Origin of the sequence: Wolbachia endosymbiont of Litomosoides brasiliensis (genome assembly GCF_013366805.1) — a bacterium.
In the GTDB taxonomy this organism is placed as follows: Bacteria; Pseudomonadota; Alphaproteobacteria; order Rickettsiales; family Anaplasmataceae; genus Wolbachia.
The window spans coordinates 1-12,387 of sequence record NZ_WQMO01000007.1 but is presented as its reverse complement, the minus strand read 5'-3'; the positions used below and the strand labels follow the sequence as shown (position 1 = coordinate 12,387).

At 35.7% G+C, this 12,387-nt stretch carries 16 protein-coding genes and 2 tRNA genes; 12 read left to right on the top strand and 6 right to left on the bottom strand.

What is annotated here, in order from left to right:
- Positions 1-76: 76 nt before the first annotated feature.
- Positions 77-150: transfer RNA gene (locus GO684_RS02195), tRNA-Asp, on the bottom strand.
- Positions 141-263 (bottom strand): hypothetical protein, encoded by a 123-nt coding sequence (locus tag GO684_RS05550; RefSeq protein ID WP_255419647.1) that lies wholly within the window; start codon positions 261-263, stop codon positions 141-143. Before GO684_RS05550 ends, GO684_RS02195 begins: the two co-directional genes overlap by 10 nt.
- Before the next feature lie 68 nt (positions 264-331).
- Between GO684_RS05550 and rpsB the strand changes: the two genes are divergently transcribed.
- From rpsB to GO684_RS02160, 6 genes are all read left to right on the top strand, one after another.
- Positions 332-1,180, top strand: a complete 849-nt coding sequence (rpsB, locus tag GO684_RS02190) for a 30S ribosomal protein S2 (RefSeq protein ID WP_175938530.1) — start codon at positions 332-334, stop codon at positions 1,178-1,180.
- A complete protein-coding gene (gene tsf / locus GO684_RS02185; RefSeq protein ID WP_175938528.1) occupies positions 1,161-2,030 on the top strand; it encodes a translation elongation factor Ts in 870 nt (289 codons plus the stop codon). Before rpsB ends, tsf begins: the two co-directional genes overlap by 20 nt.
- Before the next feature lie 10 nt (positions 2,031-2,040).
- A complete protein-coding gene (gene pyrH, locus GO684_RS02180; protein ID WP_175938526.1) occupies positions 2,041-2,781 on the top strand; it encodes a UMP kinase in 741 nt (246 codons plus the stop codon).
- Between the two features lie 9 nt (positions 2,782-2,790).
- Positions 2,791-3,348 carry a ribosome recycling factor gene (frr, locus tag GO684_RS02175; RefSeq protein WP_175938524.1) on the top strand — a complete coding sequence of 186 codons (558 nt, stop codon included), beginning with the start codon at positions 2,791-2,793 and terminating at the stop codon, positions 3,346-3,348.
- Between the two features lie 194 nt (positions 3,349-3,542).
- Complete coding sequence (uppS, locus tag GO684_RS02165) at positions 3,543-4,238, top strand: polyprenyl diphosphate synthase (protein WP_175938521.1); 696 nt, start codon at positions 3,543-3,545, stop codon at positions 4,236-4,238.
- A complete protein-coding gene (locus GO684_RS02160) occupies positions 4,228-4,854 on the top strand; it encodes a phosphatidate cytidylyltransferase (RefSeq protein ID WP_175938519.1) in 627 nt (208 codons plus the stop codon). The genes uppS and GO684_RS02160 overlap by 11 nt, the downstream gene beginning before the upstream one ends.
- Positions 4,855-4,877: 23 nt before the next feature.
- Here the strand turns inward: GO684_RS02160 and GO684_RS02155 are convergent, their stop codons facing one another.
- A complete protein-coding gene (locus GO684_RS02155) occupies positions 4,878-5,075 on the bottom strand; it encodes a zinc-finger domain-containing protein (RefSeq protein ID WP_175938517.1) in 198 nt (65 codons plus the stop codon).
- A 62-nt stretch (positions 5,076-5,137) separates the two neighbouring features.
- Complete coding sequence (gene coaD, locus GO684_RS02150; protein WP_175938515.1) at positions 5,138-5,644, bottom strand: pantetheine-phosphate adenylyltransferase; 507 nt, start codon at positions 5,642-5,644, stop codon at positions 5,138-5,140.
- 81 nt (positions 5,645-5,725) lie between these two features.
- Here coaD and GO684_RS02145 point away from each other — a divergent pair.
- A tRNA-Phe gene (locus tag GO684_RS02145) sits at positions 5,726-5,798 on the top strand.
- A 91-nt stretch (positions 5,799-5,889) separates the two neighbouring features.
- On the top strand, positions 5,890-6,882 hold the full coding sequence (locus GO684_RS02140) for a gamma-glutamyl-gamma-aminobutyrate hydrolase family protein (protein ID WP_175938513.1): 993 nt from the start codon (positions 5,890-5,892) through the stop codon (positions 6,880-6,882).
- A 319-nt stretch (positions 6,883-7,201) separates the two neighbouring features.
- Here the strand turns inward: GO684_RS02140 and GO684_RS02135 are convergent, their stop codons facing one another.
- The gene (locus tag GO684_RS02135) at positions 7,202-7,399 is read right to left on the bottom strand and encodes a hypothetical protein (protein ID WP_175938511.1); all 198 of its coding nucleotides are present in this window, start codon (positions 7,397-7,399) and stop codon (positions 7,202-7,204) included.
- A gap of 301 nt (positions 7,400-7,700) precedes the next feature.
- Here GO684_RS02135 and typA point away from each other — a divergent pair, with 301 nt between their 5' ends.
- From typA to ubiH, 4 genes are all read left to right on the top strand, one after another.
- Positions 7,701-9,530: a translational GTPase TypA gene (typA, locus tag GO684_RS02130; RefSeq protein WP_175938508.1), complete on the top strand. Its 1,830-nt coding sequence runs from the start codon at positions 7,701-7,703 to the stop codon at positions 9,528-9,530.
- 63 nt (positions 9,531-9,593) lie between these two features.
- Entirely contained in the window at positions 9,594-9,878 is a 285-nt protein-coding gene (locus GO684_RS02125) for a hypothetical protein (RefSeq protein ID WP_175938506.1), read from the top strand.
- On the top strand, positions 9,868-10,896 hold the full coding sequence (locus GO684_RS02120; protein ID WP_175938504.1) for an Mrp/NBP35 family ATP-binding protein: 1,029 nt from the start codon (positions 9,868-9,870) through the stop codon (positions 10,894-10,896). Before GO684_RS02125 ends, GO684_RS02120 begins: the two co-directional genes overlap by 11 nt.
- Before the next feature lie 48 nt (positions 10,897-10,944).
- Positions 10,945-12,102 carry a 2-octaprenyl-6-methoxyphenyl hydroxylase gene (gene ubiH / locus GO684_RS02115; protein WP_175938582.1) on the top strand — a complete coding sequence of 386 codons (1,158 nt, stop codon included), beginning with the start codon at positions 10,945-10,947 and terminating at the stop codon, positions 12,100-12,102.
- Positions 12,103-12,140: 38 nt separating this feature from the next.
- Here ubiH and GO684_RS02110 read toward each other — a convergent pair whose 3' ends face one another.
- Positions 12,141-12,326, bottom strand: coding sequence for a hypothetical protein (locus GO684_RS02110; protein WP_175938502.1), 186 nt, complete (start codon positions 12,324-12,326; stop codon positions 12,141-12,143).
- Between the last annotated feature and the right edge of the window lie 61 nt (positions 12,327-12,387).

Here is a 12,387-nt window from a genome sequence, read left to right as displayed (position 1 = left end):
CTCCTTTCCACTATGCTATCATGTACCTATATAGTAAAACTAGTATAGTTAGTTAAAACTGCACTAAAATGATATGCGGGAGTGATGAGATTTGAACTCACGACCTCATGCGTGACAGGCATGCGCTCTAACCAACTGAGCTACACCCCCCGTTCACCTTTAGCATCATTAACTTTAAAGTTAATAAACGTGCTGCCTTTGTCAATATTTTTTGTTTGCATTTTATTGTCTTTTATATTACCGTATAAATGATTTAATTTCACACATAGCTTATGCAAGTAGTCCTAATTAAGGGTTGCACCATGGAGGACAAACTATTTGGAGGATAAATATGGCAAGTTTGCCTAGAGTCACTATACGTGATTTAGCTGGATCTGGCGTACATTTTGGTCATAAAACTAGTCGCTGGAACGCAAAAATGGCTCCATACATATATGGAGTGCATCAAGAAAATTGTATACATATAATTGATCTGCGGAAAACATTACCATTGCTACAGGCAGCCATGAAAGTTTTGTATGATATTGCATTTCAGGGTGGTCGTATTCTGTTTGTTGGTACAAAATTTCAAGCTTTGGACATTATTGCAAGTGAAGCGGTTCGTTGTGGTCAATACTATGTAAATTATCGATGGCTCGGTGGTATGCTTACTAACTGGGGAACTGTTTCTTCTTCGATAAAGACGCTAATTCAATATGAGAAGGTACTAAATGATGAAAATAACGTTTTAACGAAGAAAGAATTGGGAAACATTGAAAAGAAAAGGCAGAAATTTGATAAGGCGCTGGGTGGTATTAGAGAGATGGGAGCAGTTCCAGACATTTTATTCATCATTGATACTAATAAAGAGTACATTGCAGTCAAAGAAGCTGAAAAATTAGAAATTCCGGTAGTTGCAATACTTGATACTAACTCCGATCCAGACGGTATTACTTATCCTATACCGGGAAATGACGACTCAAGAAAATCAATAGAGCTCTACTGTAGATTGGCTGCTGACTCTATATTAGCTGGAATGGAATCTAGTTTAGTAAGGTCTGGAGTTAAGGTTGGTGATATGAAGGATGAAGAGCTTATTCAAAAAAAAGGAGATGGTATTGTGCAAACTAAAAAGTGGTGTAGTAAAGTTTATAAAGAAGACGAAAAGGAGGTAGTAACGAATGAAGATGAATCCAGATAATATAAGAGAACTACGTGACAGGACAGGGCTTGGTTTAAGTGATTGTAAAAAAGCGTTAGAGGAGTGTAGTGGTAACATCAAGGAAGCCATTGATAAGTTACGTGTAATAGGGCTTGCTAAGGCTGACAAAAAGGTTGATAGAGTAGCTTCAGATGGACTAATTGCTATGCATTTGGCTGAAAGCTGCGGTGTGTTGATTGAGTTGAATTGTGAAACTGATTTTGTTGCAAGAAATGAAAAATTTATAGAATTAATTTTAAATTTAGCATTAATTGCTCACCAAGAACGCTGTACTAGCATTGATAAGTTAAAAAACGCCAAGTATGAAGGCATTGGCACAGTGCAGGAAGCTATCATAAATGGCACATCAGTTCTTGGGGAAAAACTAAAATTAAGCAAGCTTTGTTATCTAGAAGCTAAAGACGGAGTTATTGCCGGTTATGTTCATGGCAATGTGTATGGCTTAGGTAAAACTGGCGCCTTGGTTGCATTGCAATCATCTGGCGATAAGTCAAAGTTGCAAGAGGTCGGAAAACAAATAGCAATGCATATAGTTGCTATGAAACCTGAAGCTCTCTCTATAGATAACTTAGATCAAACAAAGGTGAACAATGAGCGTTCTATAATTGAAAAGCAAGTAAAAGGTTTAAATAGATCTGAAGAAGTGATGAAAAAAATAGTAAATGGCCGAATGGCTAAGTACTATGAAGAAGTTGTTCTACTAGAACAAAAGTTTATAAAGGACGATAAAATGAAAATTTCTGATTTCATGAGATTAAGTGAGTCTAGTGTGAATTCTCCAATTGAACTGTCTGACTATAAGCTGCTTGTTTTAGGTGGTAAAAGTTAAGTAGTTAAAAATGCATGCCTCAACGGATGAAGGAAGTAAAATAAAATACTCCAGGATATTATTCAAAATCTCTGGCGAGGCCTTGATGGGATCTCAGTCTTTTGGCCATGATATGGAAGTCATAGGTCAGCTGTGCAAAGATATAGCTGACATTTACAAGCTTGGAGTTCAGGTATGTATTGTTGTTGGTGGTGGTAATATCTTTCGTGGCGCATCCGCATCTTTGAGTGGTTGTGAAAGGGCGAGCAGTGATTATATTGGAATGCTTGCAACTATAATAAATGCTTTAATTTTACAAAACTTTTTAGAGAAAGATTTAGTAAGTTCTAGGGTACTCTCTGCAATACCTATGTCCACTATATGTGAACCTTATATAAGAAGAAAGGCTATTCGTCATTTAGAAAAGGGTAGAATAGTGATCTTTGCAGCAGGTACAGGTAATCCATTTTTTACCACAGATACAGCTGCAGCTTTACGTGCTGTTGAAACAAATTGTGATGCTATCCTAAAAGGCACACAAGTAAATGGTGTATATTCTGCTGACCCACAAAAAAATGAGGATGCTATAATGTATGATAGACTTTCCTACATAGATTTGTTGACTCGTGATTTAAAAGTCATGGATGCATCAGCAATCTCACTTGCGCGTGAGAATTCTATTCCAATTATAGTTTTTTCTTTGAAAGAAGAAAAAATAGTCAATATCGTTAAAGGTTATGGTACTTACACCATAGTTTCGAATTATGAATGACAGCAATTTATGTTAAATGACGTAAAAACTAAAACAAAAGAAAGGATGCTGAAAACTATTCAATCCTTTTACAATGATATTAAAGGTATACGCACTGGTAGAGCTAGCGCATCATTACTTGATGGCATAGTTGTAAATATCTATGGTAGGCATCAAAAACTAAATCAAGTTGCAGGTGTTTCAGCTATAGATAATAAAACTCTGTTAATTAAAGTTTGGGACATTAGCGTTATAGGTGAAGTAAAAAATGCTATATTAAATGCTAATCTAAATTTAAATCCTGTTACTGAGGGCAATACCATAAGTATAGTTCTTCCAGACCTAACGCAAGAAACCCGCGAAAGGTTGGTAAAGTTATTGCACCAGTTTGCTGAGAATGCGAGGGTTGCCATTAGGAATATACGTAGAGATATTATAGAAGAAATAGAGAGAATGCAGAAAAATAAAGAAATCTCAGAAGATGATTTTCATAATTTTAAAAAGGAAATACAGAATATTACTAATGATAATATTAAAAAAATTGATGGTGAATTATCCATCAAAGAAAAGGATATATTAAATTATTAAGCGAATATGAAAGTAGTAAATAACGCCATTCCAGCGCTTGATACTGGAATCCAGTCTTTACCACACAACCACCTGATGCACTTGTTTGAAATGAAATTTTCTAGATCCCAGTGTGCACCTGAAAGATATCATTCCAGCGTCCAAGCACTAGGATCTAGAAAATTTCATTTAAGTCAGAACTAGGTAAACTCTAAATGTTGAATCTCAAGTCTCTACCAAAACATTTAGCAATCATTATGGATGGCAACGGCAGATGGGCAAACAGTAGAGGAAGGGTAAAAATTGATGGTTATAGAAAGGGTAGTGAAGCTGCATGTGATATTGCTAAGCACTGTACAGCTCTAACTATACCCTATTTAACTTTATACGCGTTCTCCATGGAGAATTGGTTTAGACCTAAAGAGGAAACTGACTGCCTATTTGACCTATTTTACTCTATTCTAACTGATAGAGATAAAGTTAATTTCTTCCACAACTATAACATTAAACTGAATTTTATTGGTAATTTAAGTTTATTACCCAAAAAAATACTTAACCAGCTTAAAAAAGTAGAAGAAATGACACATAAGAACAATGGTCTATTGCTTACTGTAGCAGTCAGCTATGGAGCAAAACAAGAAATTATACACGCTGTAAGAAATATCACAAGAGAAAATATTGATTGTGTATCAGAAGGCGAGTTTGAGAAATTTCTATATACTAGAAATCTGCCAAAGCTGGATTTATTAATTCGCACTGGTGGTGAAAAAAGGTTAAGTAACTTTTTGTTGTGGCAAGCAGCTTACGCCGAACTGTATTTTTGTGATACCTTGTGGCCTGATTTTTCTTGTCAAGATTTGAGCAAAGCATTAGAAGATTATACAAAAAGAGAGAAAAGATATGGTAGATAACAATTTTATAATTAGAACACTATCCTCAATCGTAATATTGTTCATATTTTCTTTTGCAACATATTTCAGTGATTTATCGTTTTACTTATTAATTTTCTCAACAGCGGTCTTATCTTCCTTTGAATGGTACAACCTAACTCAAGGAAACAAAATCTTGTATGTTTTCGCATTATTATTGATTGCACTACCAAATGCCTCATTAATATATTTATACAATCTACCACAAGGAAAGTACGCGTTAGTATGGCTCATCTTAACCATTTGGAGCATCGATATCACTGCCTATCTGTTTGGCAAAAATTTTGGTGGGACTAAAATTTGCCCAATTATTAGCCATGGCAAGACTTGGTCAGGACTTTTTGGTGCGATCTTGGCCGGAATAGTGTGCACAATTTTTGGATCAATACTTTTTAGCCTATTTCCAATTCTGTATTCCCCACTCATTGGATTTGCAGTTGCTCTTCTAGCACAACTTGGAGATTTTACTGAATCACTCGTCAAAAGAATCTACAATGTTAAAGATAGTGGAAGTGTAATACCTGGCCATGGAGGAATACTTGACCGTATGGACAGTTTCATTTTCACTACTCCCCTTATTGCTATCTATATAAGTTAATTAACTTAAAAAATGAAGTACCATCAAAGCTCATCCTTAGCAATTACTTCCTCCTTGACTGCTTCTACAGTACAGTCATGGATAAATGTCTTTTCACAGTAAGGACAGGCTATTTTCTCCTCCTCTCCCATATCTAAGTATATTAATGGGTGACCAGAACCCTCATTGTTTCCATCACCATGACAACAAACTTTTCTTCTGTTAACCCTCACTTCTGCCATGTTGCTCCTTGTAGTTTATAATATTTTATGTAATATATACGTTTAGGAATAGAAAACAAACACTATTCTTCACTTCTTATCCTATTCAAATTAATCAACTCTTTCTGAACGCCCACTGGCACAAATTTGCTAACACTTTCTCCTAATCTCGCTATTTCTTTTACAAAACTTGATGAGATAAACTGAGCATCCTCAGAAGCAGGAAGAAAGATGGTTTCGATTTCAGGAAGAAGTTTGTAATTCACCCAACTCATTTGAAACTCATAATCAAAATCTGACACTGCTCTTAATCCTCTAATAATAACAGAAGCGTTCTGTTCTTTAGCAAATTTTACTAACAACCCATTAAAAGATACAACATCTACATCAATTCCTAATCTTTTAATTTCGTTTTTAGCCATACCTGTACGTAGCTTTACATTGAAAGTAGTGTGCTTATCAATATTTTCTGCAACGCCAATGATTAGTCTATCTACTAGCTTGCATGCTCTTTTTATTATATCAATATGTCCAAAGGTGATAGGGTCAAATGTGCCTGGGTAAATACCTATTCTATTATTAATGTTCATCCTTTATTTTTATATAAATTACTTTAAAAACTTTCGATAGACATAATAACATTTTTTACCTAAAAATGAAAGCAGACAGTTGGCCTGATAGCTCAGTTGGTAGAGCAAAGGACTGAAAATCCTTGTGTCGCTGGTTCGATTCCTGCTCAGGCCACTTCCCCTTTCTTGTCAAAACTAATATTTTATTGTAAAATGTTCTGCAGTATATTATAATATTAGTATAGATTTTAAGAAAATAAATCATAATGTGTCAATATTATAATATGATATTTAACATCCTATTAACTATAGTTCTATTATTAAGTAATATCATTTACGCTAACGCTAGTGAAAGTGCGTATCAAGCAGACAGCGATATAGTAGTTGGCTTGTTGAAAATAGAAAAAGAAACATACCAACATGAACTTGGCTTGTTTCAAAGTCTCTACAAGATGTTCAACAATTTTGGAGCTAAAACTGTGTTAATCGACTATAATAAAATAATTAACCTTGAAAAAAATCAAGAAGAGTTACTCCTCAGCCTCACAAAACAAGAAGATATGGTAGCAAAAAAGCTGATGTTAGACCAAATAAAAATTGAAGTCGGGCAATTCATTAAGGAGTACAAAATAAACAGAATACTTATTCTGGGGAATTACTACAATTTACATTCAGAACCTTTTCCACCTACTCCTTATCGCCAGCTTGCTATTGAAGCAATTATGAAAATAGTTGACGATAATCCTACAATTCATTTACTTGGCGTATGTGGTGGTTTACAAGGAATCATGAGTGCAAAAGGAATTGAAGTAGTGCATGTGGAAAACCTTGTGAGCAATGAAGAACAGAAAAGATCTTATTTGAAACCTATACCTAATCCACAGCAAGAAGGTGTGCCTCTCCAACAGATAAAGATTGTCCCAAATAGTCGTTTAGCAGAGGTGGTAGCAAAATTTTTATTACCCGACGAAAATGGCTGGTTTTCAGCATATTTTCCAGATGCTCATTCAGCGGTGGTGAGCAATACGCCAGAAAACAGAAGGAAATTGGGGTTGCTTGGATATAAAATTGCAGCGTTTTCCAATGATGGGATAATAGAGGCTATCGAAGATAAGTACGGTAACATTTACTTTCAAAGTCATCCAGAAGCCCTTATTGTAAAGTCAGATAAAATCCTCCACTTATCCAACTATAAGGCACGTCAGGTTTCAATACTGGTTGCTATAGCAATTATAAATGATTTTCTCTATCGTGCTTAATGGGGCATTATGAACACTTTGATTGAAGCTTTAATGACCAATAAAAGCGTATAATACCAATTCTCATTGCTGGCGCGTCAAATGAAAGTGAAATTGCAGAGTTGTTTATGTAGAGTAGGAAAGAAATGTTCTGTTTTATATACAACCAAAATCTTTTAATAGAACTGCGAGCTCAGGTAAGCATAGTGGTAGATATATAATCTAGATATCTTTAGGTACCTTTAAATTTTTTGACTTATCAAAGAGACAAAACCTTGTCCACCTAATTTTACTTTAACCTATGTCTTAACGTCCTGTTTAAACTACCCATATCCAACTTTTAAATGTGTGCCAAACCACAATTCATCAAAGAAAAATAACTCTTGTCCATGATACTTACCAATACTCTCACTAAGTTTTTCTTAACTCTCGCTGTTACGTGTGCTATAGACTTGCTAACATTCAAGCCAAATTTTTCTCGGATTCTTATTCTCATTTCTTCAATGGTAATAATATTATGGTCTTCTTGTATCCACACTTCAGCTTGTTCAAATTTATTCTAACTCAATCCAGTTTTTCTAAAACGTTGAGGGAATAAACAATTTTTCTCCTCTTCCAAATTTTAGGTGCTTTTTCGATGCTATTTAAATTTTGCTATTTTACTTACTTCAGCAAGGCTTCTTTTCTATTATTGTCTATCCGTTCCTTGTACAGTGGAAGTTAGTACTAGCAAGGTTTATCAAGTAGTTTTTTCAATGCGCTGCCAAATGCAGAGTTCTATTTACTCCAAGCGTATTACATGTATACTTATTACTAAATTAATTTTAAAATGACAGAAAATGAATGAATCTAAATCGATCCGTAATATTGCAATAATCGCACACGTTGACCACGGGAAAACTACTTTACTTGATAACATGTTAAAACAAAGTGGCATGCTTCGTGAGAATCAAGAAGTTCAAGAGCGAGTGATGGATAGTGGTGATCAAGAGCGCGAACGTGGAATTACAATACTTGCAAAATGCACATCGATAATGTGGGGTGACGAAAAGATTAACATTATTGATACACCAGGGCATGCAGATTTTGGTGGAGAAGTAGAAAGGGTATTATGCATGGCAGATGGCGTGCTGCTACTGGTTGACGCTGCAGAAGGTCCTATGCCACAAACTAAATTTGTGTTGTCAAAAGCACTAAAAGCAGATTTGAAGCCAATTGTAATAATCAATAAGATTGACCGACCAGATAGCAGAATTGACGAAGTACTAAACGAAATATATGAACTGTTTTTTAATCTTGATGCAACTAACGAGCAGCTAGATTTTCCAGTATTGTACGCCTCTGGTAGAAACGGCTGGTGTGTTAAAAAACTCTCTGATGAAAGAAAAGATTTAAGTCCATTGTTTTCAACGGTCATAGATTACATAAAACCTGCTAATTATGATCAAAATGCGTCTTTTGCTATGCTAGTCACTCTACTTGAATCTGATAAATTTCTTGGCAGAATATTGACAGGAAAAATTTATCAAGGAATTGTAAAAGTTAATTCAGATCTTAAGGTACTTGATCTTAATAATAGGGTAATCGAACGAGGGAGATTAACTAAGTTACTTTCATTTTCTGGCTTAAAACGCATTCCAGTAGAGCAGGCTGTAGCAGGTGATATAATTGCAATTGCAGGACTTGCAAAAGCTTCAGTTTCAGACACTATAGCGGGATCAGAAGTTACAACTGCAATAAGCTCAACTCCGGTTGATCCGCCGACGATGGCAATTACTCTTAGCGTTAATGATTCACCTTTTGCTGGACAAGAAGGAACAAAACTTACTTCCACTGTTATAAAGGATCGTTTATACGCGGAAGCGGAAACAAACGTTGCAATTACCGTAACTCCAACGTCAAATGGTGAAGCATTTGAAGTAGGTGGACGTGGTGAGCTGCAGCTTGGAGTGTTGATTGAAAATATGAGAAGAGAAGGTTTCGAACTTTCAGTTTCGCGTCCCCGAGTGTTGTTTAAAGAAGAAGGCGGTAGGAAGCTTGAACCTATAGAGGAAGTAGTAATTGACGTAGATGATGAATATGGTGGAATCATCATGGAGAAACTTAGTTTCCGAAAAGGTAAAGTAACCGATATGAGGCCTTCTGGTAGTGGTAGAACAAGGTTAACATTCTTAGTACCGTCAAGGGGACTGATTGGTTATCAAGGAGAGTTTTTAACTGATTCTCACGGTACTGGTATAATCAACCGTCTGTTTCATAGTTATGCTCCACATAAGGGTCCAATTTCTGGAAGGCGCAATGGGGTTTTAATTTCTACGGATAAAGGTGAGGCTGTGGCGTATGCAATTTTTAACTTGCAAGACAGAGGAATCATGTTTATTAAACCACAAGACAAGGTATATTGTGGCATGGTTGTTGGCCAGCATAGTCGTGACAATGATTTAGAGATAAATGTACTAAAAGGCAAGCAATTAACAAATGTGAGAGCTGCAGGTAGTGATGAAGCTATAAAACTTACTCCACCAAAAACAATGACTCTAGAAGATATGATAGCGTATATAGATGATGACGAGTTGGTGGAAGTCACTCCGAAGTCTATACGCCTACGCAAGAAGTTTCTCAATCCAAATGAACGTAAACGTGCAGAAAGGGCAAAGAACAAAGAGTAAATAGAGGTTGAGAAATTGCTAATAGTAGTTATAATTATTAATATTCCCTAATTGTACTTAATTGTGGCTTTTGCTAAATTTCTAGGTCCAAAAAATGATGTAGCCTTTCTCCGTATCTTTGGTGCCGAAAAAAATATAGCAGAAAAATCTCTGATAATAAAGATAGCGTATGACGAACTGAATAAGTTTCGCTGGAATGAAGAAGATCTAGTAGCCTATAAAGGAAGAATAATAGACTTGCAGAAAGGGGCAGTCATTCTTGAATACAAACTTGGTCTTGCTAAAGAGGAAGGTATCAAAATTGGTAATGAAAGAAGAAATCTCCTAGAAGCTTTATATGGTCAATGAAGAAGTCGTAAAAGAGAACTTGAAAAAAGTCACAGAGCAAAAAAGTGGTAAAGATGTGATTGCTCTTGGCATAATATCCTCAATCGTTATAAAAGGTAAAGATGTTGGCTTTGTGCTTAAGGTTTCTGGTGACACACAAGCAAACGAGGAATTAAGAAAAAATTGTGAGAAAGTTGTTAAAGCTATACCAGGAGTGGGGAAAGTAACTGTGGTTGCTACTGGAAGAAAACAAGCTGGACAACAAAGAACTAAACTGCATATCGAGGGAGTGAAAAATATAATTGTCGTTGCCTCCGGTAAAGGAGGTGTTGGCAAGTCTACGGTTGCACTAAATCTTGCTTTCTCGTTGGCAAAATTAAAACATAAGGTTGCACTAGTTGATGCAGATATATATGGTCCTTCAATTCCCAAGATGCTTGACACTGAAAAATTAAAGCTAAAGGTACAGGATGGCAAGGTAATGCCCATAGAGAAGTATGGAATGCATACCATTTCAATTGGCTATTTTATCGATAAGGATCGTGCAGCAATATGGCGTGGGCCTATGATCACGAAAGCGTTTTATAGTTTGCTAATGGGAACGAGATGGTTGGATATAGAATATTTGATAATTGATACACCACCTGGAACTGGCGATGTACACCTAAGTTTGATGGAAAATTTTAATTTAACTGGAGCAATAATAGTCTCAACTCCACAGGAGCTTGCCTTGGTTGATGCACGCAAAATTCATAATATGTTTATAAAACTCAGTGTACCGATTATAGGCATTGTGGAAAACATGAGCTATTTTATTCAAGATAATTCAAAAATATATATATTTGGGAAAGGTGGCACAAAAGCAATGTCCGAGGAACTGGGAATCAAACTCTTAGGAAGAATCCCTCTAGACCCACAGATATGTTACGCTTCAGATTGTGGGAATCCTTTAATGCTAAGTAAAGACTTAGCAGAAATTTACGAAGACTTTGCTAAAGATGTTAGATCTTTAATACAGAGTTCTATAAAGTTTGTTTAAACTATTTCCAAAATAGATAAAATATAATTTTAAGATTGCGTGAATAAAATGAATTACGATGTAATCATTTCAGGTGGTGGATTACTTGGCCTTATTACTGCTATTGGCCTAGGTAACAACTCTGTATCCATAGCCGTGATTGAAAAAAACAGTTTGCCGCGCGTAACTGACGACAATAGAGCATTTGCTATTTCCCAAGGCTCAAGAAAAATACTGGAGAAGTTAGGGATTTGGCAATTCATAGAAAGCGAGGCTGAGCCAATACTTGATATATGTATATCAGATGAAAATAGCCCAATCACTGTGCATTATGATCATAAGATGGTTGGCAAAGAACCGATGGGTTACGTTATCAACAACACTGTTATATGGAAAGCGATCAATAACAATTTTTTGAATAAGCTAAATGTATATTCCCCGCACTCTTATAAAACAATTACTTGCGATGCAGGATGCGTGGAAGTTATCCTTGATAATAACCAGAAATTAATATCATCACTACTTATTTGTGCTGAAGGGAAAAACTCGAAACTACCAGTGTTATTTTCTATACCGATAATAAAATTTGATTATAAACAAAGTAGCATAGTATTTAATGTAAAGCACAAATTGCACCACCGGAACTTAGCTGTGGAGAGGTTTTTTCCTGGCGGTCCATTTGCAATTCTGCCGATGAAAAGTGGCTATGCTTCTTCAATAGTTTGGACAGAAAAATCTGAAATTTCGAAAATGCTAATGGATCTGCCTAAGGAAGAATTTATCATAGAACTTAAGAAAAGGTTCGGTTCCTGTTTAGGAGAGATTAAGCTAGATGGTGAAAGAAAATCTTATCCCCTGAGTTTTGCTTTTGCAAAAAAGCTGTATAAAAGCAGAGTTTTGCTTATTGGCGATGCAGCACACTCAATCCACCCAGTTGCAGGTCAAGGACTTAATCTTGGGATTAGAAACGTAGAGAGTGTTATAAGGCAGATAGTTGCTGCAAAAGTATCTGGTGTTGATGTTGGCAGTAGTTACTTGTTAAAGAAAATTTTACGTGATAGATGCTTTGATAATTTTACAATGGCGCTTGCAACCGATGGATTAAATAGAATATTTTCCAACAAAATACTCTGTGCTAAAGCACTAAGAAGTTTTGGCTTAATGGCAGTTGAAAATTCAAATTTCCTTAAAAAACGCTTCATCCGACATGCTATGGGGTTTATGTAAAATAGTTCAGGATGTCAAATTAACCTCAAGGTACAATATCATACCCGCTCAGCTAAGTGGTGAAAGGCGATAGACAGGAGATTGTAAAAAGGGTTAGCTCCTCTTGTTTCCATACAGAGTTGTTTAATTGTAGAGTGAGAAAGAGAGGCAATAAATTTGCACAAAGCACTCTCAAGCAAACCAACTAATTTTACTTTAACCTGTGTTCTAGCATCAATTTCCATTATACAAGGAACGGATAGGCAATAATGGAGAAAAGAAGCCATGCTGACTGAAGTAAGTAAA